This is a genomic window from Bacillus sp. REN3, from assembly GCF_017912555.1.
Lineage (GTDB): Bacteria > Bacillota > Bacilli > Bacillales > Cytobacillaceae > Mesobacillus.
Genome location: NZ_JAERSD010000006.1, coordinates 1 through 22,756, shown reverse-complemented (window position 1 = coordinate 22,756; position 22,756 = coordinate 1). Strand labels below are relative to the sequence as shown.

Annotated in this window: 22 protein-coding genes; 6 read left to right on the top strand and 16 right to left on the bottom strand. The window is 45.2% G+C overall.

Annotated features, from left to right (window positions below; translation table 11 throughout):
* Positions 1-31 precede the first annotated feature (31 nt).
* The 3 genes from JJQ88_RS07075 to JJQ88_RS07065 form a co-directional block, all read right to left on the bottom strand.
* Complete coding sequence (locus JJQ88_RS07075) at positions 32-880, bottom strand: DegV family protein (protein WP_210365039.1); 849 nt, start codon at positions 878-880, stop codon at positions 32-34.
* 82 nt (positions 881-962) lie between these two features.
* A complete protein-coding gene (locus JJQ88_RS07070) occupies positions 963-1,496 on the bottom strand; it encodes a hypothetical protein (RefSeq protein ID WP_210365038.1) in 534 nt (177 codons plus the stop codon).
* A gap of 23 nt (positions 1,497-1,519) precedes the next feature.
* The gene (locus JJQ88_RS07065) at positions 1,520-3,208 is read right to left on the bottom strand and encodes a formate--tetrahydrofolate ligase (protein WP_210365037.1); all 1,689 of its coding nucleotides are present in this window, start codon (positions 3,206-3,208) and stop codon (positions 1,520-1,522) included.
* Between the two features lie 182 nt (positions 3,209-3,390).
* On the opposite strand from JJQ88_RS07065, the gene metA reads away from it, so the two are divergent.
* Complete coding sequence (metA, locus tag JJQ88_RS07060) at positions 3,391-4,299, top strand: homoserine O-acetyltransferase MetA (protein WP_210365036.1); 909 nt, start codon at positions 3,391-3,393, stop codon at positions 4,297-4,299.
* Between the two features lie 30 nt (positions 4,300-4,329).
* On the opposite strand, the gene JJQ88_RS07055 is transcribed toward metA, so the two are convergent.
* Complete coding sequence (locus tag JJQ88_RS07055) at positions 4,330-5,022, bottom strand: AIM24 family protein (protein ID WP_210365035.1); 693 nt, start codon at positions 5,020-5,022, stop codon at positions 4,330-4,332.
* 4 nt (positions 5,023-5,026) lie between these two features.
* Positions 5,027-5,719, bottom strand: coding sequence for a class I SAM-dependent methyltransferase (locus tag JJQ88_RS07050; RefSeq protein ID WP_210365034.1), 693 nt, complete (start codon positions 5,717-5,719; stop codon positions 5,027-5,029).
* 125 nt (positions 5,720-5,844) lie between these two features.
* Between JJQ88_RS07050 and JJQ88_RS07045 the strand changes: the two genes are divergently transcribed.
* The gene (locus tag JJQ88_RS07045; RefSeq protein WP_210365033.1) at positions 5,845-6,063 is read left to right on the top strand and encodes a DUF3892 domain-containing protein; all 219 of its coding nucleotides are present in this window, start codon (positions 5,845-5,847) and stop codon (positions 6,061-6,063) included.
* 1,581 nt (positions 6,064-7,644) lie between these two features.
* Here the strand turns inward: JJQ88_RS07045 and mntR are convergent.
* From mntR to JJQ88_RS07025, 4 genes are all read right to left on the bottom strand, one after another.
* The gene (gene mntR / locus JJQ88_RS07040; protein ID WP_210365032.1) at positions 7,645-8,064 is read right to left on the bottom strand and encodes a transcriptional regulator MntR; all 420 of its coding nucleotides are present in this window, start codon (positions 8,062-8,064) and stop codon (positions 7,645-7,647) included.
* A gap of 70 nt (positions 8,065-8,134) precedes the next feature.
* Positions 8,135-10,312 (bottom strand): DNA topoisomerase III, encoded by a 2,178-nt coding sequence (locus JJQ88_RS07035; protein ID WP_210365031.1) that lies wholly within the window; start codon positions 10,310-10,312, stop codon positions 8,135-8,137.
* Positions 10,313-10,446: 134 nt separating this feature from the next.
* On the bottom strand, positions 10,447-10,752 hold the full coding sequence (locus JJQ88_RS07030; protein WP_246860973.1) for a hypothetical protein: 306 nt from the start codon (positions 10,750-10,752) through the stop codon (positions 10,447-10,449).
* A 41-nt stretch (positions 10,753-10,793) separates the two neighbouring features.
* Entirely contained in the window at positions 10,794-11,777 is a 984-nt protein-coding gene (locus JJQ88_RS07025; protein WP_210365030.1) for an HD-GYP domain-containing protein, read from the bottom strand.
* Between the two features lie 290 nt (positions 11,778-12,067).
* On the opposite strand from JJQ88_RS07025, the gene cspD reads away from it, so the two are divergent.
* Complete coding sequence (gene cspD / locus JJQ88_RS07020) at positions 12,068-12,268, top strand: cold-shock protein CspD (RefSeq protein ID WP_042355328.1); 201 nt, start codon at positions 12,068-12,070, stop codon at positions 12,266-12,268.
* Between the two features lie 75 nt (positions 12,269-12,343).
* Here the strand turns inward: cspD and JJQ88_RS07015 are convergent, their stop codons facing one another.
* The gene (locus JJQ88_RS07015) at positions 12,344-12,550 is read right to left on the bottom strand and encodes a zinc-finger domain-containing protein (protein WP_349237106.1); all 207 of its coding nucleotides are present in this window, start codon (positions 12,548-12,550) and stop codon (positions 12,344-12,346) included.
* Positions 12,550-13,206: a reverse transcriptase-like protein gene (locus tag JJQ88_RS07010; RefSeq protein ID WP_210365028.1), complete on the bottom strand. Its 657-nt coding sequence runs from the start codon at positions 13,204-13,206 to the stop codon at positions 12,550-12,552. Before JJQ88_RS07010 ends, JJQ88_RS07015 begins: the two co-directional genes overlap by 1 nt.
* A 210-nt stretch (positions 13,207-13,416) precedes the next feature.
* Here JJQ88_RS07010 and JJQ88_RS07005 point away from each other — a divergent pair, with 210 nt between their 5' ends.
* Together JJQ88_RS07005 and JJQ88_RS07000 are read left to right on the top strand one after the other, a co-directional pair.
* Positions 13,417-13,827, top strand: a complete 411-nt coding sequence (locus tag JJQ88_RS07005; protein ID WP_210365027.1) for a reverse transcriptase-like protein — start codon at positions 13,417-13,419, stop codon at positions 13,825-13,827.
* Positions 13,824-14,765, top strand: coding sequence for a DMT family transporter (locus tag JJQ88_RS07000; RefSeq protein ID WP_210365026.1), 942 nt, complete (start codon positions 13,824-13,826; stop codon positions 14,763-14,765). The genes JJQ88_RS07005 and JJQ88_RS07000 overlap by 4 nt, the downstream gene beginning before the upstream one ends.
* Before the next feature lie 22 nt (positions 14,766-14,787).
* On the opposite strand, the gene JJQ88_RS06995 is transcribed toward JJQ88_RS07000, so the two are convergent.
* Together JJQ88_RS06995 and JJQ88_RS06990 are read right to left on the bottom strand one after the other, a co-directional pair.
* Positions 14,788-15,057 (bottom strand): DUF6123 family protein, encoded by a 270-nt coding sequence (locus tag JJQ88_RS06995; RefSeq protein WP_210365025.1) that lies wholly within the window; start codon positions 15,055-15,057, stop codon positions 14,788-14,790.
* A 68-nt stretch (positions 15,058-15,125) separates the two neighbouring features.
* Positions 15,126-15,587 (bottom strand): divergent PAP2 family protein, encoded by a 462-nt coding sequence (locus JJQ88_RS06990; RefSeq protein ID WP_210365024.1) that lies wholly within the window; start codon positions 15,585-15,587, stop codon positions 15,126-15,128.
* A gap of 389 nt (positions 15,588-15,976) precedes the next feature.
* Here JJQ88_RS06990 and sspL point away from each other — a divergent pair, with 389 nt between their 5' ends.
* Positions 15,977-16,105, top strand: coding sequence for a small, acid-soluble spore protein L (gene sspL / locus JJQ88_RS06985; RefSeq protein ID WP_210365023.1), 129 nt, complete (start codon positions 15,977-15,979; stop codon positions 16,103-16,105).
* A gap of 746 nt (positions 16,106-16,851) precedes the next feature.
* Here the strand turns inward: sspL and JJQ88_RS06980 are convergent.
* The 3 genes from JJQ88_RS06980 to JJQ88_RS06970 form a co-directional block, all read right to left on the bottom strand.
* The gene (locus tag JJQ88_RS06980; protein ID WP_246860979.1) at positions 16,852-17,718 is read right to left on the bottom strand and encodes a 5'-3' exonuclease; all 867 of its coding nucleotides are present in this window, start codon (positions 17,716-17,718) and stop codon (positions 16,852-16,854) included.
* Between the two features lie 135 nt (positions 17,719-17,853).
* On the bottom strand, positions 17,854-18,696 hold the full coding sequence (locus tag JJQ88_RS06975; protein ID WP_210365021.1) for a sulfurtransferase: 843 nt from the start codon (positions 18,694-18,696) through the stop codon (positions 17,854-17,856).
* Positions 18,697-18,888: 192 nt separating this feature from the next.
* On the bottom strand, positions 18,889-22,563 hold the full coding sequence (locus tag JJQ88_RS06970; RefSeq protein ID WP_210365020.1) for a dynamin family protein: 3,675 nt from the start codon (positions 22,561-22,563) through the stop codon (positions 18,889-18,891).
* Positions 22,564-22,756 lie beyond the last annotated feature (193 nt).

Genomic DNA, 22,756 nt, shown 5'->3' with positions numbered 1-22,756 from the left:
GAAAAGAAAAAAGCGCCAGTAAACATGGCACTTATCCTTCGATATTATTCCAACTGATTCCGATTGTGTGCTCTCCTGCATGGACGCCAATAACAGCGCCGATTGGACAACTGATAAATCGGATATCAGGAAATTCGTCTTCAAGCTCTTTTTGCCATTCATCAGCCGAGCACTTATGCAGGCCATAAAGGATATACACCTCTTTGATTGTATGTTCCTGATGGGATGCTCTTAAGTAATCAAAGATCTTTTCCCTCGCTTTCCTGTCACTACGAACTTTGTCCTTGGTTGCAAGGCCACCATCCTCTATACTGATGATCGGCTTAATGTTCAACATGCTCCCCAGATAAAACCGGAGACCGGACATTCGGCCGCTTCGATGGAGCTGTTCCAGGCTGCCGATCAGGACATAGGTTTCATTTGAATCCCTAACCTTTTCAAGCTTTTTTTGAATTTCTTCCAGGCTGGCTCCTTGTTTGGCATATTCCATTCCTTTCTTCAACAGGGAAGTAAGCGGATAAGTCAATAGCTTCGAATCGAATGTCACCACAGGCATGGAGATAGATTGAGCTGCTTGGACACTGGAGGCTACCGTCCCGCTGAGCCTGGCGGAAACAAGGATGGTAAAAACAGCATCATATTCCTTTTCAAGCTTTTCATAGAGTTCCAGGAAAGCACCAACAGGCGGTTGAGATGTCTTTGGCGGTGTTTTCAGGTGTTTCAGCTTTTCATAAAGTTCTTCAGCGGTTAAATTCCTCCCGTCCAAATATTCCTGGTCATCAAGCACAATCGTCATTGGCACCTGATATACATCAGGATGGGTTTTCAGAGCCTCATCCAGATAGGCTGTGCTATCGGTGACCCAAGCAATTTTCTTCAAACGAGTTCCCCCTCGATTATTTTTTAAAATAGTTCTAAAAAAATAAACAAAATTCCTGCCTACTTCGGCAGGAATTTCTTTATTAGATTGTGATAGCCTCATGAAGTTTTTCAAGAGACATGATCATATAATCGATCATCCCGGCTAGATCCTCAATTTGGTGTTCATAAACAAGGCGATTGAAGGAAACAGTCACTGCGTTTTTTACTAATGTATTGTTTGCGAACGGTGAAGATTGCACGGTTTGTTCAATTACTCTTTCCCTGCCCCAGACCGACTCGAGGATTTCCTGGATTTCCCCGAAGACCGAGGGTTCGTCAGGATGCTCGATCAAAAAATGGATCTTGACAATGCAGCCGGCAAGCTGCGAGGCGTTCCCGGTCTCCATAAGCTCCGCTGCAAGATTCTCGATGCCAGCTTCGATTGTAATCGAACCTGAAAAACGGGAAGGAAAATTCCCGGTCAGAGAGAAAGTTATTTCATATTTTCGCGACATTTTGGCGGCATTGAACCAATCATTCCGGTCAATCACCAATATCTCTCCGCTTAAATCCCTGTCATAAACCGCACCTTCAATGACAACCCTGATATTTTCATATGCTGTTGGATCAAACAAAGGCTGTAACACTCCTTTTACATCTAAAACAGGCCGACCGCATTTCCCTCGTCATCCACGTCCATATTCATGGCCGCCGGAATTTTCGGCAGGCCTGGCATCGTCATGACATCCCCTGTCAACACGACAATGAAGCCTGCTCCAACTGATGGCTTTAATTCCCTTATGGTTATGGTAAAGCCTGATGGCCTGCCGAGCTTTAACGGATCATCAGAAAGGGAATATTGGGTTTTAGCCATGCAAACCGGAAGCACACCCCACCCATAGTCTTCAAATTCAGCCAGCTGTTTTTTCGCTTTAGGGGAGAAGTCCACTCCATCTGCTCCATAGACATTTTTTGCGATCTTTTCGATTTTCACTTCAAGTGGATCGGAAAGATCATACAAATGGGCAAAGGCGTTCTCTGTATTGTCGATGGTTTCTATCAATTTTTCAGCAAGCTCAAGGCCTCCTGTGCCCCCTTTTTCCCATACTTCGGTCAGGGCAGCGGGAATCCCGGCAGCTTCACATAATTCCAGCAATGTGTCTGTCTCGGCTTTCGTATCGGTGATAAAGCGATTGATTGCGACCACAAATGGCAGCCCAAAGCCGGCAATCGTTTCAACATGCTTCTTTAAGTTCGTGAATCCGTCCTTCAGAGCCTTGACATCCTCAGTTGCCAGCTCTGTCTTTTTCATGCCGCCATGCATTTTGAGCGCCCGGATGGTAGCAACAATCACAACGGCGGCAGGCTCGATTCCAGCTGCCCTTGTCTTGATGTTCAGGAATTTCTCCGCGCCAAGGTCGGCCCCGAATCCGGCTTCTGTCACGACAAAATCGGCAAGCCTCGATGCAGCTTCCGTCGCAATCACACTATTGCATCCATGAGCAATGTTCGCGAATGGCCCCCCATGAATCAGGGCAGGTGTATGTTCAATTGTCTGGACAAGATTCGGTTTCACCGCTTCTTTCAAAAGCAGCGTCAACGCTCCCTCCACACCCAGATCACCTGCTGTTACTGGCTGTTTATCATAATTGTATGCAACAACCATCCTTGCCAGACGGCGTTTTAAATCTTTCAGGTCGCTCGCAAGGCAAAGGACGGCCATGATTTCGGAAGCGACCGTAATATCAAAACCATCCTCCCGGGGCACACCCTGTGTCGGCCCGCCAAGACCGATGATGACTTTCCTCAATGCCCTGTCATTCATATCGAGGGCCCTTTTCCAGACAATCCGGCGCTGGTCGATCCGGAGCTTGTTTCCCTGCTGGATATGATTGTCAATCAAGGCGGCAAGAGCATTATTGGCTGTCGTGATCGCGTGGATATCTCCCGTAAAATGGAGATTGATATCTTCCATTGGAAGGACCTGCGCATAACCCCCTCCAGTGGCGCCACCCTTGATGCCCATCGTTGGGCCTAATGATGGTTCACGCATGGCTATCATTGTTTTCTTCCCGAGACGGTTCATCGCATCAGCAAGGCCGACTGTTACAGTGGATTTCCCTTCCCCTGCAGCTGTCGGATTGATGGCCGTAACGAGGACTACCTTCCCGCTCTCTTTAGTTTTCAATTTAGCAAGCGCTTCAGCTGAAAGCTTTGCTTTATATTTTCCAAACATTTCAATTTCTTCAGCATCAAGACCAATCTTTGCTGCGATTTCCATAATCGGCTTCATTTTACTTTCACGTGCAATTTCAATATCTGACTTTACTTGAATATTTGTTTCCAATTCCCAATCCCCCCAGATATTATCTATATGCTTTTGCTATTATATTCTAACATCTGAACAACATACAAAGGTGAAAAAAATTTGACAGTTTAGAAATTTTATTCTTTAGCCAATTGCTCCGTCAAACAATTCGGATTATAATAAAAGTTATTTAATTCAAACTATTTAAGGGAGGTTATCTTTTGCCTATTAAAATACCGGCACATCTGCCTGCCCGGGAAATTTTGGAGAAGGAGAATATTTTCGTGATGGACAACAGCCGGGCCGAGCAGCAGGATATCCGGCCTTTGAATATCCTGATCCTGAATCTTATGCCAGAAAAAGAAAAAACCGAAAGGCATCTTCTCCGTCTTCTTGGAAACACACCGCTCCAGGTGAATATCACCTTTTTAAAAACGGCCACCTATGAATCCAGGAATGTCTCAGCCTATCATCTTGAGGAATTCTATCACACTTTTGACTTTGTCAGGGAGCAGAAATTCGACGGGATGATCATCACTGGGGCACCTATCGAACTGCTTGAATTTGAAAAAGTGGACTATTGGGAAGAACTGAAAGATATTCTGGATTGGACGACCAGCCATGTCACGTCTACGCTACATATTTGCTGGGGCGCACAGGCAGCCCTGTATCACCATTATGGCATCGGAAAATTCGAACTCCCAAGGAAATGTTCAGGCATCTACAGCCATCGTGTGCAATCAGAGAATGAGAAACTGCTAAGAGGATTTGATGATCAATTCCTGGCACCTCACTCGAGGAACACCGATGTATCCTTAGAATCTATTTCGAGGACACCCGGCCTGAAGCTCCTGGCAGTCTCTGAAAAGGCTGGCGCATTTATCATCGCCTCTGATGATGGAAAAAGAATCATGGTAACGGGCCATTTGGAATATGAGGCAGAGACGCTAGCGGAGGAATATGCAAGGGACCTTGAGAAGGGACTGGATATCCAAATCCCTGAAAATTATTTCCCTGGAGACGACCCTGGGCAAAAACCGGCAAATCGCTGGCGTTCCCACGCACACCTGTTTTTTTCAAACTGGCTCAATTATTATGTCTATCAAGAAACTCCTTATATGTGGGATTGAAAAAACAGAGGCAATCCGCCTCTGTTTCTTTTACGTCTGCTGACTGTAATATACTTCCTCATATGGCTGGACCACCACGAACCCCTCACCGCTGAATTTCATTTGAATGGATTCCCCACTTCCTCTCCCAAGGAATGTCTTCAATGAAATGTCCGTCACAAATTCTGGCTGGAGACCGCCTGACCAGGCGACCGTGGCATTCGGATCCGTGTATACAGGCTCTTCTCTTGTGACCTGAAGGGTGAGGGGCTTATGGTGGGAGGTGATCGCCACCATGCCTCTCCCTTCAAGCCGGACATTGAATAAACCACCTGATAGCATTCCGGCAACACGCTTCATCAGCTTGATATCCCAGGCAATCGAAGGCTCAAAAGCAAGAAGGTCATTCCCATTCACAAAGATCGACTCACCCTGGAGCTGAATAATCGAAATTACCTTCCCCTGGTCAGCCAGGTACAGTTTCCCGTTTCCGGTTGCTTTCATCAATGCTGTGCCTTCCCCTGTCAAAGCTTTTTTGAACATTTTTCCTACTCCATGTTCAAGGATCCCTTCTCTCTCAAATTTGACAGATCCCCGATAAGATATCATCGTACCTGCTTTTGCCCATACCCTTCCTTCCAGGTTGACTTCAAGCATTCTCGGTGTTTCTAGCTCAAATAGCCCTTCTCCTCTATCCTCCTGTTTTGTATTGCTAACGAATTCCTCCAAGGAATATCGTCCCATCTGCTCATTCCTCCCTTTTGCCTGACTGGAACATGAACACCCACATGAATGACAATGCCTGCTGGAGAACTACCGGCAATGAACCGAGTGATAGCTGCATTGCAGCCTTTTTATACACACCATACTCGCCGGCTTTTTTCCATGAATTCTCCTCTGCAAGCTGTTCAAGCTCCCATGGCATTATGGTATTGCAGGTAATTTCTTTTCCGTATAGCCTCTGATAACTGTTCTTCCTTGGAGCCGCTGTAGGTCCAAGGATTCCAATACAGGCGAATCCCCCTGGTTTGATGATTCGCTCCATTTCTTTCAAAGCTGCAAAAGGGCTGCTAGTCCATTCCACGGAATTGATTGCAAGAACTGCATCAAAAGAACTTTCGGGGAATCCGGTTTTTAAAAGATCTCCTTTCTTGAAACGGGCACCGCAATCCCTGAGATTTTCCACTGCTTTGCCAAGCATTTCCTCAGAAACATCCATCCCAGTCACAATATATCCTGCCCTTGCCAATTTTTCTGTGCCAGAACCATCGCCACAACCAAGGTCACAAACTGCTGCTCCCTGGGGAAGATATTGATTGACGAAAGGTATAATCTCTTTTCGGCTGCCAGTCTCCCACATTTCCCTGCTGCGGGAATTCCAGGAACCCGCCATTTCATCCCATTGTTTTTCAGCCTCTTCTGTCCAGTTGAATGTTTCCATGTTTCCACCTGCCCATTTTTATATAGATAATCTCTTCATTACCATTTCGCTAAAAATCACCTTTTTCCTTTTGTTTATTTTCCAGGAAAAAGAGCAAGACTAGGAGAATGAAAGGAGTGACTGCAATGAACCAGGAAAAATTAATAGCAATCCATAAGAATCATGATGGAAGGATCATCAGCTTCCAGACCACAAGCGGAAGGATCATTTCATATCGCAAAGCCCTTGCCGAAGCTGCAGAGGGAATCATCACAGGTGTTCATCTAACCATGGACACGGATGGGATTGGTGTTTTAATGTCCAGCGAGGGACCGGCACTCGAACAATATCCCCCTATTTATTAAAGAAAGCCTATGGCTGGACAAGTCCGAAAAAGCGCCAGCAATGAATCATAAAAATAACTTTCCTAGATATACAAACAAAGGGAGTGCATGCCGTGCTTGCGGTACCTTTCTACACTCCCGGCGCCCCCAAAGAGAGTGCAGAACCCTCTTGCGATACCTTTCTACACTCACTGCACCCCCAAAGGGAGTGCAGAACCCTCTTGCGATACCTTTCACTGCTCCAAGTGCCTTCAAAGGGAGTGTATGCCCCTCTTGCGTTACCTTTTACTACTCCCCGCGGCCCCAAAGGGAGTGCAAAACGCTCTTGCGGTACCTTTCACTGCTCCAAGTGCCTTCAAAGGGAGTGTATGCCCCTCTTGCGTTACCTTTTACTACTCCCGGCGGCCCCAAAGGGAGTGCAGAACGCTCTTGCGGTACCTTTCACTGCTCCAAGTGCCTACAAAGGGAGTGCATGCCCCTCTTGCGGTACCTTTCACTACTCCAAGTGCCTTCAAAGGGAGTGCAGAACGCTCTTGCGATACCTTTCACTGCTCCAAGTGCCTTCAAAGGGAGTGTATGCCCCTCTTGCGTTACCTTTTACTACTCCCGGCGGCCCCAAAGGGAGTGCAGAACGCTCTTGCGGTACCTTTCTACACTCACTGCACCCCCAAAGGGAGTGCATACTGCGCTTTCGTTACCTTTTACTACTCCCCGCGGCCCCAAAGGGAGTGCATTCCGTGCTTGCGATACCTTTCTACACTCCCCGCACCTTCAAAGGGAGTGCATACTGCGCTTTCGTTACCTTTTACTACTCCCCGCGGCCCCAAAGGGAGTGCAAAACGCTCTTGCGATACCTTTCACTGCTCCCCGCACCCTCAAAGGGAGTGCATTCCGTGCTTGCGATACCTTTCTACACTCACTGCACCCTCAAAGGGAGTGCATTCCCCTCTTGCGATACCTTTCACTGCTCCAAGTGCCTTCAAAGGGAGTGCATTCCCCTCTTGCGGTACCTTTCACTGCTCCAAGTGCCTTCAAAGGGAGTGCATCCCCCTCTTGCGGTACCTTTCTACACTCACTGCACCCTCAAAGGGAGTGCATTCCCCTCTTGCGATACCTTTCACTGCTCCAAGTGCCTTCAAAGGGAGTGCATTCCCCTCTTGCGGTACCTTTCACTGCTCCAAGTGCCTTCAAAGGGAGCGCATACTGCACTTGCGTTACCTTATACTACTCCCGGCGGCCCCAAAGGGAGTGCATGCCCCTCTTGCGGTACCTTTCACTACTCCCAGTGCCTCAAAAGGGGGTGCATTCTGCTCTTGCGGTACCTTTCACTATTCCCAGCACCTTCAAAGGGAGCGCATCTGTGTTTGTGTAACAAAGGTCGTTCCGGTTCAATCATGGAGAGTTTTTTGCGATCGCCGACCGATATTTAATTAACCTTTTTCTCATTGGGCTGAGGGCCTTCGCACTTCCTTGAGCCGGGAATTTGCGGAGAAACGAAATATAATGCTTTGTCCCCATCGGAGGCGCAAAGCGTTTTTCAAAGCTGTATTACGGTCTGAAAGTAAAAAAACACCTGACATCCGTCAGGTGTTCCCCTCTATATCATTCTTCATTTTTCCTCTGGATTGCCCTCAATGCTTCTACCCTGCCAGGATCCTCCTCAAAAAACTGGACGAGGTCGCCGATCCTGTCGATGGCATCCCAGCTTAGGTGGTGCTCGATCCCTTCAACATCGTCATAGATATTCTCATCCTTCACCCCTATGACTTTCAGGAGCTGTTCCAGCAACTCGTGGCGGTATACAAGCCGTTTTCCTGTTTTGAATCCTTTTGGGGTCAGCATTAGGCCCCGATACTTTTCATAGACTAAAAACTGGTCCTTATCAAGCTTCTGGACCATTTTGGTTACCGAGGAGGGATGGACTGCCAATGCTTCGGCAATATCGGATACGCGAGCATAGCCCTTTTCTTCAATCAATTTAAATATCTGTTCAATGTAATCTTCCATACTAGGTGTTGTCATCCCTTGACCTCCAATGATAAAACGATAGCCACATTAAAGTGTACTATAGAAAGACAGCAGTGACAAGGAGTTATCCTTCCTGCCTGGCCGAATGTACTGGCAGATCGAACTTGACTCTGTTCTCCTGACCATCCCAGTAAAGACTGGCATTGAATGGCTTCTCTTTGCCCAGGAAGCCGTTAATCACATCCGTCCTTCCCTCTGTTAAAAGCTTTTTGATATCTTTCTGCGTAAGGGTCTTGCCGAGGATTTTCTTGGAAAGCGTGAAGTTGCATTTTGTTTTTGGATAGTTGGAACAGCCGTAAAACGTCCCCTTATCCACAACCATCCCCCCACATTTTTTGCATTGCCCGAAACTTATTCTCCTCTTGGATCCGCCTCGCCTTTTTCCCGGTACGAAAGCATCAGTCAGTTCATCTTCGAATTCCCATTGTTCAGCCTCTTGGGAAGTTTCACCGATTAGGTGCCGGATCATCTTGGAAGTTTGTTCGATGAATTGTTTCGGTGATGCTTCGCCTTCGCCGATTTCATGCAGCCTTTTTTCCCATTTCGCCGTCATTTCAGGGGAAGCAAGTACCTGTCCGCCTATGGCTGTTATCAGGATTTTTGCTTTGGCTGTAGCATAGACAAGATTTTTTCGTACATCAATATACGCCCTGTCTTTCAGCATTGTAATGATTCCCGCCCTTGTCGCTTCCGTGCCAAGTCCCTCGGCTTTCATCAGCACTTTCTCAAGCTCCTTGTCATCGAGATGTTTTCCAGCTGTTTTCATGAGTGTGATCAATTGTCCTTCGGTCAGCCTTTTCGGCGGCTGTGTCCTGCTCTCCTTCACTTCCGTTTTCATGACGGAGCCTGTCTCGCCTTGCAGGATCGGAGGCAGTTCCTGTTCCTTGTCAGTTTCCTTCTGGGGAAGTACTTTCTTCCATCCCTCTTCTAGTTGGACTTTTCCTTTGGAAATGAACTCTGCCCTGCCTTCGACCAGAGTTTTGATTGTCGTGTATTCCATCTTATTCGGCCCATAGTGGGCCGCAATCAATGTTCTTGCCAGCAGGTCATAAAGCTTTTGTTCGTCACCTGAAAGCTTTCCGGGAGGCGGTACTTGCTCCGTCGGTATGATGGCATAGTGATCCGTAACCTTCTTTTCATTTACGAATCTTTTGCTGTTTTTGATCATAGGGACTGGCAAGGGGAATAACGATTCATATTCTGGATACGATTCCAGCTTTCTCAAGATTGCCGGGAACCCATCTGCTTCTCCTGGAGTCACATACCTGGAATCGGAGCGGGGGTAGGACACAATCCCTTTCTGGTATAGGCCCTGTAAAACATCAAGAGTCTTTTTAGGGGACATTTTGAATCTTCGGTTCGCCTCGGCCTGGATGGCGGAAAGGTTGTGTAATAAGGGAGGCAGAAATTCTTTTTTCTCTGAGCTGACTTCCGCGGCTACAGCCCTTTTCCCAATGCAGAATGAGGAGATTTTTTCAGCAAGCTCCTTGGATTTGATTCTTGAATCACCATCTTTCTCCCATTTTCCGCTATATTTCTTGCCGTTGACATTGAACTTTGCATGGACCTCCCAGAAGGGTTCAGAAACAAAGTTTTCAATCTCCAGTTCTCTTTTTACAATTAAAGCCAATGTAGGTGTCTGAACCCTGCCAACGGAGAAAACATCTGAATACCCTTTCTTCTGGAGCAGGATCGAATATAGCCTTGAAGCATTCATTCCTACGAGCCAATCGGCACATGCTCTAGTATAAGCTTCAAAGTACAAATTTTTCGTTTCTGTTTCATTCAGAAGTTTCTGGAATCCTTCCTTGATAGCATTCGGTGTCAGCGAGGAAATCCACAGCCTCTTCATCGGCTTGGAGCACCCGGCCAGGCGAAGGATATTCCTGATAATCAGTTCACCTTCCCTTCCGGCATCACCGGCATGGATGATTCCCGTAACTCTGGGATCGGTGGCAAGCTTTTTTATGATGTTGAATTGTTTTGCTTTCGATTTGACGACTTTGTATTGAAATTGGCCAGGTATGATTGGCAGCATATCAAGCGACCATTTTCTCCATGCGGGATTATATTCCTCAGGAGCTGACAGCTCTGTCAGATGGCCAATCGCCCAAGTCACGAAAGCTCCTTTTGGAAAAGTGCTATTCGGAAGGACTTCGATGAAACCTTCTCCCTTTTTTGTTTTGAAAACGGAGGCTAGCGTCCTGCCCTGGTCAGGCTTTTCCGCAATGATTAATTTCATGGCTTCCTCCTATCGTTCATTTTAAAAACCCTATTCTATTTTAAATGTTTGGATTCCGAAGCGTAAAGGACTTTTATCTCTTCCTCAACCGATGGACAAAGATAAAGGCAGCTGTTCTAACAGCTGCCTTGGAGTCAATCCTCAATAGGTATTATATTATTATGATCTTTTATAAACCACCTGTTCCTCGGCACCACCGCAGAAACAGTCAAAATGAGGGATGGAATCTTCTCGATTCTGATGACAACCGCCCCGATTTGATCAAGGAAGAGCACGAACGACTCTCCATGGGAAAAACCTGACCAACGAGGACCCATGATGGCAATGGAATGTATAGCTGCGTCTTTTTCATTTTTTTCAAGAGAAAGATGCTGAGAAAAAACAATCACCCAGTCCTCATCGCCAATTGAAAAACGGTACATGCCCTCACCCTTTTTCATATCATATCCTACTCTTGAAAGGTATGAAGGACAGAACCCGATTATACCTCTACGATTGAATCATTTAAAACACGTGAGATCCTGAGCCCTCGGTTCAGCCTCAAATCAATGAGTGCATCCCCGGATTGCACTAATGCCCTCAATGGTTCATATGGATCGACTCTGATGATCCTCCCCACTTCGCCGCTGCTGAGCAGCACGCGCCGGCCAACAAGGCTATCCATGATCCGGAAAAGAAATACCAGCATGATTTCCGGGTCGAACTTGCCAAAAACATCACTCTGCATTTGGGAAATGACAATATGGAATGGTTCCGCCTGGTGGTATACCCTGGATGATGACATTGCGTGATAGACATCCGCGATCGCGACAATCTTGGCCAGCCTGTCAATTTTCCCGCCGAGCAAACCGAAGGGATAGCCTCCCCCATCCTCGCGTTCGTGATGCTGAAGGGCGATTAACGCCACTCTCTTATCAAGTTCACTGATATTTCGAAGCAGCTGGTATCCGTAGATTGTATGCCGTTTCATTTCCCGGTATTCTTCCTGGGTGAGCCTGCCAGGTTTATTAAGAATCTCCCCTGGAATTTTTGCCTTCCCTAGGTCATGCAGAGTTCCCCCAAGCGAAAGGGCCATCAAGTCTGGCTCGCTTAATTCAAGCCATTTCCCAATCATTGCAGAAATGATGCCCACACACACAGTATGCCTGTATGTGTATTCATCCTTGCTTTTCAATTCATAGAATAAATGGTAGATATGCGGAATTTCCGCAGCCTGCATGATTACAGGAAGTATTTCGTCCTTGATTTCCTTGATCGGGACTGTACCGGTTGCAAAGATACCTTCAAATATTTCTTCCATTTGCCTTGAAGCCTGGTCAATTTTTCGCGAGACGTCCTCAATCATCGTCTCTTCATACTTGCCTTGCTGCTCGAATACGGTTGGGCTGTTCCTGATCGTATCAAGAAGCGTCTCGACTTCCTGATTCGTTAAGGACATGAACGTGGATGGAGTGGCTTTCTTCATAAATACCCTCCTGCAAATGCTAAAGTTAAGAAAATAATAACAAATATTTTCCAAAATTGAAACGGTAGCCCTTTAAAATTCTATTTATTTTCAAAAAATGAAATCTTGAGATAATTACTTTATTATCTCCTTACAAATCTTGACTGACCATGCCCATTATTGGTATATTTAATACATCATTTAATAGAAATATGTTTGCTCCGTTACCTTTGCAGGCATTTCCTATGAATGATAATATTCAACTTTGACACAGAGAATGTGTCTCGAGAGACATGGGAGGAAAGTTTAACATGCAAAACGGTAAAGTAAAATGGTTCAACAATGAAAAAGGATTTGGATTCATCGAAGTAGAAGGCGGCGATGATGTATTCGTACACTTCTCTGCAATCCAGGGAGAAGGATACAAGTCACTTGAAGAGGGACAGGAAGTTTCTTTTGAAATCGTGGAAGGTAACCGCGGACCACAGGCTGCAAACGTCGTTAAACTATAATTCAAAAATTCAAAGGCTGGCATTTTGCCAGCCTTTTTGTTTTATTGAAGTGGAACGGAAACTGGTCCCTGTTCACTATTTGGGCAGCCGGTTTCCGCATGATTTGATTTGTCGCCCTACAGTGCATTCCGTAATACAAAATCGATGGGCATATCTTCTGCCCTTTTCCTTTTTATGATGTTTCTTGAGGAAGCATCCGTTGCAGTAGGTGCTGAGCAAGGCTTCGAGCTCAGCAAGAATTTCACTCCGTGTCAATCTTTCCCCCGCCTTTCCCGCAGGCATCATAATATCTGCATTTTGCTGTTGATCATTTTCCCCTGAAGTGCCTGTGCTGCCAATTTATCCGCTTCCTTATTTTCATTCCTGCTTACGGAACTGTATTTTGGATAAAGACCAAGTTCTTTTATCTTGTTTTCAATCCTGTCAAGCCAGCGATTCAATGTATCTTCATAACAGGGCCATTCTCCTTCCAACTGTTTCAGCACTCCCTGCGAGTCCCCGATGAATTCGCAGGACATGTTCCGGACACCAAGTTCTTCGAGAATGGTCAGGCTGTAATACAAAGCAGCGTACTCAGCCTCATTATTGGTCTCCAATTCATCAAATACATGATTAGTGCGCAGCCGGTATTTTTTCTTTCCCTGTTTATAGTAAACGACGATCCCCAGTCCTGCTTTGTATGTCTCTTTTTGAAATCCACCGTCAAAATATACGCGCAGGTCATGGGGTTCCTCTTCCACTTCTGCAAGAAGCTTTTTCATTTCTTTCACATTCCATATGGTGCCGATTTCATCAATGAACGTGATTTCCCCAGCTTTCCCTGTCTTTTCAAGCTCTTCTGCGGCTTGCAGCGCAGTTTCGCCTTCAAGAAAGTCAGATGTGAACATGATTTTTCCCATCGTTTTTGCTTTGAATTCCCATTCCAATCTATATTTCATGATTCGATCCTCACAATCTTTTCAGGATTACCGTCCTTATAGCCGTTAGGATTATTATAGTTTATCTTGTCCATTTTCCAAGGCTGTTACCATAAGGACTGACGATTTGGCCAGCGTAGTCGACTCGACACGGATGGCATTTTTTTATTTTACGGCGTGCTATTATGATACACTATGTATTATTCGAATAAACAATGGGGGGTTCGATCATTGATCGAAGTATATATTGATGGTTCCAGTGCAGGGAATCCAGGACCGAGCGGTGCCGGCATTTTCATCAATGCGGATGGCGATGTATCCAGATACTCCATCCCTCTTGGAGTCATGACAAATCATGAAGCCGAATATCATGCTTTTATCAAAGCTTTGGAAATCTGTCTTGAAAAAGGCTACACAGTTGTTTCCTTCCGCACTGACTCCCAGCTTGTCAATGCAGCCGTTGAAAAGGAGTTTGTAAAAAACAACATGTACGCACCGCTTTTGGAGAAGGCATTACAGCTGTCAAGCCAATTTGAACTTTTTTTCATGAAATGGATTCCCTCAAGCGAAAATAAAACAGCGGATGAACTGGCGAGAAAGGCAGCAAGAATAATCCACAATATGAAAGGAACGGAAACATGATCAGAGCGTCTACCTTTGCAGATTTAAGTCTTTTGTTTGTTGCGTTGATATGGGGAGCAACATTCGTCATTGTCCAAAATGCGATTTCTTTCCTCGAACCATTTTCATTCAATGGAATCAGGTTCGGGTTTGCTGCCATCCTTTTAGCTGCATGGCTGGCCGTCTTTGAACGGGAACAGCTGAAAAAACTTGATAAAAACCTTGTGATATCAGGTGTAATGCTTGGTTTCTTGCTGTTCATCGGATATGCATTCCAAACACTCGGGCTCTTGTACACAACTTCATCAAAAGCTGGTTTCATTACTGGACTGAGTGTCGTCCTTGTCCCCGTATTGATGACCTTGGTCATGAAACAGCGGCCGGGCATCCATTCAGTTGCCGGCGTTACCGCGGCTACAGCAGGTCTATACCTTTTAACAATGTCCGATATATCCTCCCTGAATGTTGGAGATGGGCTGGTCTTGATTTGTGCTGCTGGATTTGCACTCCATATCTTATTCACGGGAAAATACAGCAGCAGCTTTCCAACCTTGTTGCTGACTGCCGTACAGATTTTGACTGTCTCCATCCTATCCGGCATATCATCATTTGTTTTTGAAGACTGGCAAAATGCGTTCAAACCAGAAGTCATTTTTTCGGCTGAAGTGATTATCGCCCTGCTGGTTACGTCTGTCCTGGCAACAGCGCTTGCTTTCTTTATCCAGACGAATTTCCAGAAGCACACAACAGCAACCCGCGTTGCTTTGATTTTCGCTATGGAACCAGTGTTTGCTGCAATCACTGGCTTCTTCTTCGCAGGAGAACGGCTTGCGCCAATCGGGCTTGCAGGCTGTGTCCTCATTTTTGCAGGAATGGTATTTGCTGAATTGCCTCCCGGGCGGTTAGATTACATTGCAAAGAAATTCACCATAAAAAAAGATGCTGACTCCAACGCATGAAATGCTATGGAGCCAGCCTTTTTCATATTGCCAGCAGCTGTTTGTCCCTAAGGAACCGGATCGCCGCTTTACGGGTATTGATTTTATTAGAAGCAAATGTTTCGAGCAATGAGATATAAAAACTTCCGTCAAAATTCTTTTGAGCCTTTAGGGTAAGTTCAATCGCCGCATTCGTGATTTCATCTGATGAATTCGTATACTGCTGGCCGAAGTAAATGAAACCAACAGCATCTTCGCGCAAATGAAATCCCTTACTTTTTAAATGAAGCAGATAATCTTCTACTTTCCGCACTGACTGGATCCATCCTCTCTGCACACCTTTCTTCTAATAAAAATCTTACCGTAAATTCCGACGTTTTTCTACCGTTTTTTTGCTAAATGGTAGCCGGAAAATCCCATTAGTGCCCCGAGCAGGGCCCCGCCAAGAACCTCTTTAGGCTGATGTCCCAGCATCTCCTTCAATGGATTAGGTGATTTCTCCTCGAATTCAACAGGGTCATCCTCATGAATTTTGTCGATTAGCTCGTCGAGATCATTCACCTTCAATGTAAGCTCCCCGGTCTGCCTCCTGATTCCCTGGGCATCATACATAACAATCATTCCAAACACTAGCGAGAGGGCGAAATCAACCGTTGGTACCCCCTTTTTCAAGGCAATATATGTTGTTAATGAAGATACTCCAGCAGAATGTGAGCTTGGCATTCCTCCAGTAGCAAAAAACAGTTCCGGCTTCCATTCCTTCGTTTTCGCATAATGGATAGGTATTTTCAGGGCTTGTGCCAGCCCGATGCTTGATAATGAAATAAGTACTCCTTTATTCACAACCGTCACCTCCATGTTATTGTGAAGAAAAATGAGCGCAATTATTCTTAGGTGCTTATAACCTGAAATGCGCTAGGGCATCCTACCAAGAGGAAGCCTAAAAACGTACACAGCATCATTGGTGTTTTTCTGCCCTGCGGCATTTTCATCTTCAGGCGCACTTCAATAGCCAGCGGCTGAAGATTGGCATATGGCAGTAAAGCTTCTAGCGACTGGCTCCGTCATTCCACATATAAAAGATTTGGATCCTCGTCTTCCCGAAGCTTTCGCCTTAAGCCACATAGTTTTTTCTTTTTTCCAAGTCGAAAGATTATTTAAATTGGACAGCTTACTTGATTATTTCTCTTTTCACGGGATTTTTAAACAAAAAAAATAGAGGAGGGCATTAAATGGGCACTAACAATAGAGACAAGGCATCACGAGGAGTGAATCCACAAGGCTACGGGGCGGATACCGAATTCAGCAAGGAACCTAAATCAAAACTTGAAAATGCTGCTAAGAAAAAAAATACAAAGTAAAAGGTTTTATTAAACTAGAATGTTGATTTTAGACAGAAATCGGGGAGCCTTCATTTGGTTCCCCATACTTCTTCAACTAACACAGCGCATCTTAAAATGAACTTCTTGTTCAAGAATCAATCTAATTTAAATAACCAATGAGTAGCATTTTTTAAATCATGGCCATGTTAAATTTGAATGTTGATATCCACTCCAGGCACTTCGACAGTCAGGAAGTCCTAGTACAGACTTTGCCGCAGGAGGCTGCGCGGTTTTAGTCGACCGCTTTCAGCAGGCGTGCCGGTTAGCCTCCTCGGCGTTTTTCGCCTCTTGGGTGGTGTCCCCCCCATGCCCCGTACTCCCGCTGGATACTGGATGGGCTTCCTCGAGTTTGCCCAAGCACGAAGGAATTGCGTTAGCATCTTCGAGGAGCCTGCGTGCCTTCCGTTCCAACCAACAGGCATTTATAATCAACACTGGTCTATAACATAGCCTAAATAAAAGGACGGAATCGATTTCCCCCAAAGTTTCGAAAAATATTTTTCCTTTCTATTATGAATCGAAAAAATCAATCTTCTCACTGATTTGGTGAAGCATACTATTTTTGAGGAACAAAAGGATTCACGCCAATGAACTCCATTTTACTTTGACAATCATCATTGTGAACCCACATAATATATCCCCCTAAAGAAAAAACCTGTAAAGAATAAATTCTCCACAGGTTTTTCAGATTCCTATCAGATTGTCAACAGTCCCATATCGCTTTTTTATGCGTATATACTTTCGTTTTCCAGGAAGCGATGGAGACCTTTTAACTCTACTTCTTGAAATTTGGCAATGGCTTTTTCCCTGTCAAATCTGCAGAGGGCATCCTTCAGATTGCATTCTACGGGTACATCACATTTAATTTCAGCGAGCTGCCTGCTTAAATGGAGCATCTCCATATCTGCCTCAATCTTTGTCCTCTGAGATTTTGTCAACTGATCCAGATTGGCGATCACTCCGTCCACATCCCCATGGTCTTGAAGCAGCTTAAGGGCTGTCTTTTCTCCGATTCCGCGCACACCTGGATAATTGTCGCTCGGATCCCCCATGAATGCCTTTAGATCAATTATTTGTTCAGGCGTAATCCCCTTCTCCGCAAACAAAGTGTCACGGTTATGAACTAAATAGTTTCCATATCCTTTTTGCAGTAAAATTACGGAAATTCGGTCGTCGATCAATTGGAGGATATCCTTGTCACCTGTCAGGATCGAAACTGTGTCAACATCTGTGATTGTTTTTGCGATTGTTCCGATACAATCATCTGCTTCGTATCCCGGCAGCCCAATGTTGGGGACATCAAGGGATTCCACGACCTCTTTCACAAGCTCGAATTGCGGAACCAGTTCAACTGGGGCTTCCGGCCGATTCGCTTTATATAAATTGAACATTTCAGTACGAAATGTTTTGCTCCCCATATCCCAGCATACTGCTGTATGAGTTGGCTTAAAGGTTGAAATAGCTGTTATGAAATGTTTTATGAAGCCGTGCACTCCATTTGTTGGCAAGCCTTTTGAATTAATCATGAACTGGCCAGTTACTGCTGTGGCATAAAAAGCCCTGAACAACAATGCCATTCCATCCACTAGCATCAGTGTAGAATTTCTGTCTTTTTCCAAACTGGAACCTCCATCATTCATTTTGCCAGCGGTCCAAAACCGCTGATGCAGTGCGTTGCATCCGTTCTATTGTATCATAGTTGGCCTTTTGTTTCAGCTGAGCATCCATCAGCCTTCCTTTCCTTTCGAGACTGGATTATGTTCATAGGAAACCCAATCGCTGTAGCTGCCAGTATATAGCTTGACATTTTCATAACCGGCTTCTTTCAATGCAATATAATTAGGTGTCGCAGTGACCCCTGAACCACAGTAGACGATAAGGGAAAGATCCTTGCTGATCCCGGAAAACCTTTTTACCTGTTCCTCTTTTGATTTGAACCTGCCATTCTTGAACCCTTCCATCCATGGTTTGTTGATTGCTGCAGGAATATGGCCCGGGATTCTATCGATTGGCTCTTCTTCACCGAGAAATCGTTTTTCTTCCCGTGAGTCGATAAGAATGGTTCCTTCTTTTCCGTTCAGGGCGATGTCCCTTACTTCTTCATAGCTGGCAACCATTTCGCTTTTCACTGAAATGGTATAAGAAGACGGAGGATAGTCTGGAATCAGCGAATCCTCAAGGAAGCCTTCCTCTCTCCAGGCTTCCAAACCTCCATCCAGGATGTAAACCTGCTCATGGCCAATATAATTCATAATCCACCAAAACCTTGAAGAAAAAGCCCCTTCCTTCGCATCATAGGCAACAAGCACCGAATCGTTTTCAATCCCCGCCTTTTCCAATTTCGCTTTGAGTTCTTCCAGATCTGGTAGCGGATGCCTGCCGCCATGTTCCCTCACAGGTCCTGAAAGGTCCTCTTCCAGATCGAAATAAACGGCACCTGGAATATGGCTTCTTTGGTATTCTAGTCTGCCTGAATCCGGATTGCCAAGATTGAACCTGCAATCCACCACTCTTATATGGCCATCATTAAGGCGGTCCTTCAGCCACGACGGTTCTACATGCTGTTTCATCAAATCCCTCCAAATACTTTCATCGCCCGTTCTCCATTAGCTTCTTCACATTATCTTTTGGATTCCAGCAATTGAATTGATAATGCGTTTTCGTTTCGTACCCGAGTCTCCCGCAGTGATACTTCATCTTGCCCCCTGTTCTGATTGCTCTGAAGTGGGTACATGTGGCGCAGGCATGATAACGGTTCCTCATCACTGAACCATTCCCGGGCCAGACTCATGGTTGTTCAACTCTCGCAGCATTTCCCTCGCCTGGTCAATTGAAAATTGGCCGGCAAGCGCGGCAGTAAGCCCTTCAAAGTATTCATTGACTTGCTCCGAATAATCTGCCACGACTAATTTGAATGCAGTTTCGGTCTCTTTTGAATAGTGGTCTTTCAGCCGGTCATTTTCTCTTTGTAGATAATCTCCAGCAGGTTCCTGGAATAGTTGTTCAAGTCTATCACTCATCAGCTTCTTTTCATTCTTTTCAAAGAACGCTTTTGGATTCCTGAACATTCCGAGTGCCTTTTTAAAATCAGAACGATCCAAATCATTGAAAGCTGGTTCGAAATCGATGCCAGCCAATTCGCTTCGCTCACTAGCTGCCAGGGAAACAGTTCGATTGATTTTGCTCATTTCAGCCATGACTGTATCCTGGAACTCATTTAAGATGGTCCCGATAAAAGCCTCCATCCTCAAGGATGTCGCTCTCATTTCCTGTGCCAAATCGAAACCAATGCTTTCGATCAATTCATCAAGAGCAGACTCAAGCGCCTTCTTTAAGTTTCGCCCATCGTCCTTTAAAAGGGCTGGATTGAATGATTCCCTGAAAAATTCACCAAATCGGATAAAAACCCTCTGGCGGATATAATACGTCAGTTCATCCGCTTCCGATGCCATTCGGTCAAGAAGGAGATCGCCCTTCATTTTTTTCAAGATTTGCTGCATCCGCTCCTGGTCGGAAAGAAGTTTCCTTTTTCTTTCTGCCCTGGATGCCTGATCCTCTTCAGCAGAATGAATCATTTCTTCTATCATGTTGACTGCCTGATGCCATTTTGATTCTGCTGCATCCATCGCCATCCTTAGCAACCCTGAAGAAATGAAAGAATGAAATGCCTGCTCAAATTGGCTGAATAGTGGGTCGCTGTTCTTCTTCAGTTTTGCCTGCAGCCCTTGCAGGCTTGAGACAGGATAGATATGAGGCTTCCTTATTCCATACTGGACAAGTTGATCTTCCACATATTCAAGGACAGCATCCTGTTCTTCCTGCGACCCAGCCAAATCGACAGCATTTACAATGAAGAACATTTTATCAAGCTCGAATGTGTCTTTCACCCTTCCAAGCTGGATCAAAAATTCGCGATCAGCTTTTGAGAAGGCATGATTGTAATAGGTAACAAATAAAATCGCATCAGAATTTTTAATGTAGTCAAAAGCGACGCCTGTATGCCGGGCGTTAATGGAGTCCGCTCCAGGTGTATCGACAAGGGTGATTCCTTCCCTGGTCAGGCTGCAATCAAAATAAACTTCGATCCATTCAACAAAGCACGATTTCTCTTCCATGGCAACATACTCCCGGAATAATTCCATGTCTGTAGCCAGAGTGGCTCCCAACTGACTGCCTAAGTCCCGGAATCCTCTGGAGAATGCTTTCAGGAAAGAGTAATGGGTTTTTTCAGCCGGATTGAAGCCCGAATCCGACCAATCGAGACGTTCAATCTGTTCGAGGGCTTCTTTAAAACTGATAGCAGATTTGCCGAATAACCTTAGTGATCTGTCCACTTCTTCCATCAGTTCTTCAGCATTTTTCAATTTGACGATAACACTGCCGTGCGGGTGATCCTTTGTAACTGGCTTGATTTTATTAATTGCCGCAGTGGTCGGATTCGGCGAAACCGGAAGAATCTTTTCGCCGACAAGAGCATTTGCAAAGGACGATTTCCCGGCACTGAATGCTCCGAATAATGCCACAGTGAACTCTTTTTCATTCAGCCTGGCTGCTTTATCCTTCAATTCCCTGGCGATTTTTTTCAGTCCTGGGAAACCATTGATCCGTGAGGAAGCAAAGTTCAGTTTATCGACTAGTTTCCTGTGTTTATCGTGGATATCCTCAAGCTCATCTTCTCTTTCCTCCACTTGTTCCTTATGTTCCGCTGGCATTGCTTCCTCCACCTGGTGATTGGAATTGTCAGGATGGGAACTCATTACCACCTCCGGATCTTCGCTTTGGTCTTCAAAGACAGCCAGTTCCTCGTCAGCAAATTCGTTCTTTCCATTGCCATATAATATTTCTGAAACTTCTCGTCTTTGCTCCGCCAACCCCTCTTTGATGGATGATAGATCAGCCCATGCTGTTAGCAGTTCCTTCAGTCTGACTTCCTGAGCAGCGATATTTGCAAGTTCCTCATCGGCATTCACCCTGGCGTGACGTACGAACAGTTCCTTAATCGGATCAAGTTTTTTCCTGGCGATGGTTTTCAGCGTTTGTACGACATCATCTGTATAGTTCAATACGTAATCGCCAGATAATCTTGCTCCGCTTTTTACTGCTTGGGAAAGCAATTCCTTGCCAAAATCAATTTTGTAATCCTGGACTGCATTCAAGATTTCAGGATGGCTGATCCCGTGGTTTGAAAACAGCTTCCTCAAATAGTCTTTGATATGCCAATCAAGCTGAGATTGAACTCTTTCCTCAAGGTCCTTGTAAAAATGGTCCAATCTCGCTTGGCGCTCCTGTTCTGTTTTCTGCTTTGAGAACAACATGCCCACCTTGAAGCCCGGCTGTATGGATTCCAGGTATGCTTCTGCCAGTTCCCTCGTCTGGAAAGGCATGAGATAGGCATTCTTCAATATCTCATTTATGCCTGAGATGAATTTGGCATCCGGATTGCTATCTTCAATGAACTGCTCCTTTTTTTTCATTAATTTCTCCAGCCTTGCTGATAGCTGCTCCCTTTCCTCCAAAGGGATGTGTCCGAGGACGCCCTCTTTCTCGTTCACCTGTTCCTCGACTTGATGATAAAGGAAGGACAAGTGATCCTCCGACAGCTTTTCCATTGACCTGAAAACCGAAACAGGGAGAAGTTCTTTCCTTTTTTCTTTGCGGGCAGTCATGAACCTGCGAAGCTCGTCGAACTGGTTATGAGGTAATTCTCCATTTCTCAACGAAGTATAGAAGATGCCTGATTGCTTGACTCCCCATCCGGCAAAGGCAGTTTCCACACTATCCTTGAATTGGTCAAATGAAAGCTCTGATTCCTGGTGCTTATCGATTTGATTGACCACCAGGTACAGTTCCTTTCCTGCATCAGTCAGTTCTTTTGTAAAAATAAAATTCAGTTCGGACTGAACATGGTTATAATCCATAACATAAAAGATGAGGTCGGAAAGATGCAGGGCGGACTCAGTAGCAATCCTGTGGGCATCATCAGTAGAATCGATCCCCGGTGTATCCATTATGATGGCATCCTTCAGGAACTCTGTTCCATCGTGGCTGATTTCAATTGCCTCAATCTCATCTCCATCCTTGCAATACGACTTTACCGTCTCATAGTCATAAGGATGAGGATAAAGTCTTGTACCACCGTTTTTAAAAAATACTTTCGCATATTCCTCTCCAGATTTGATGCGCACCAAATTGGCGCTTGTAGGAATAGGGCTTGACGGCAGGATGTTTTCTCCTACCAGCCTGTTGATCATACTCGATTTCCCAGCTGAGAAGTGACCACAAAAAGCGATGGTGAACTCTCCGCCAATCGTTTTCCTTCCCAGATCCCTAATTTTTTCTGCTGTTTCCTCATCTTTATTGGCGGACATCAATTTATAAAGTGATAAAGCTTTTCCAAGAAGGTGTCTGTCTTCTTTCTGTGCAACTTTCTGGCCCATAATTTATTACCCCTTGTGACAAATTTGTGAATGACTATATTTTATATGATTTTTCATACTTTTCCTATATTTTGTGTTTGTTTTTCCCTGGTAGAGTAAGAAACTGATTTCAAAGTGGGAGCCTTCCTGGCTTCCTCTTTTACTTTCAGTCCCTCCTCATCAAACCGTACGTGAGGTTTTCCCTCATACGGCT

Bases quoted from the DNA above. Each gene is read 5' to 3' on its own strand.
- JJQ88_RS07045 (WP_210365033.1), top strand. From the start codon at position 5,845: ATGAACCAGGAAAAATTAATAGCAATCCATAAGAATCATGATGGAAGG.
- JJQ88_RS07025 (WP_210365030.1), bottom strand. From the start codon at position 11,777: ATGAAGAAAGCCACTCCATCCACGTTCATGTCCTTAACGAATCAGGAA.
- mntR (WP_210365032.1), bottom strand. From the start codon at position 8,064: ATGACAACACCTAGTATGGAAGATTACATTGAACAGATATTTAAATTG.
- sspL (WP_210365023.1), top strand. From the start codon at position 15,977: ATGGGCACTAACAATAGAGACAAGGCATCACGAGGAGTGAATCCACAA.
- JJQ88_RS07015 (WP_349237106.1), bottom strand. From the start codon at position 12,550: ATGCCTGCGGGAAAGGCGGGGGAAAGATTGACACGGAGTGAAATTCTT.
- JJQ88_RS06970 (WP_210365020.1), bottom strand. From the start codon at position 22,563: ATGGGCCAGAAAGTTGCACAGAAAGAAGACAGACACCTTCTTGGAAAA.
- JJQ88_RS06975 (WP_210365021.1), bottom strand. From the start codon at position 18,696: ATGAAACAGCATGTAGAACCGTCGTGGCTGAAGGACCGCCTTAATGAT.
- JJQ88_RS07055 (WP_210365035.1), bottom strand. From the start codon at position 5,022: ATGGGACGATATTCCTTGGAGGAATTCGTTAGCAATACAAAACAGGAG.
- JJQ88_RS06980 (WP_246860979.1), bottom strand. From the start codon at position 17,718: ATGCTAGTGGATGGAATGGCATTGTTGTTCAGGGCTTTTTATGCCACA.
- JJQ88_RS07010 (WP_210365028.1), bottom strand. From the start codon at position 13,206: ATGAAATATAGATTGGAATGGGAATTCAAAGCAAAAACGATGGGAAAA.
- JJQ88_RS07035 (WP_210365031.1), bottom strand. From the start codon at position 10,312: ATGAAATTAATCATTGCGGAAAAGCCTGACCAGGGCAGGACGCTAGCC.
- JJQ88_RS07000 (WP_210365026.1), top strand. From the start codon at position 13,824: ATGATCAGAGCGTCTACCTTTGCAGATTTAAGTCTTTTGTTTGTTGCG.
- JJQ88_RS07050 (WP_210365034.1), bottom strand. From the start codon at position 5,719: ATGGAAACATTCAACTGGACAGAAGAGGCTGAAAAACAATGGGATGAA.
- JJQ88_RS07030 (WP_246860973.1), bottom strand. From the start codon at position 10,752: ATGAAAAAGGGTGAGGGCATGTACCGTTTTTCAATTGGCGATGAGGAC.
- cspD (WP_042355328.1), top strand. From the start codon at position 12,068: ATGCAAAACGGTAAAGTAAAATGGTTCAACAATGAAAAAGGATTTGGA.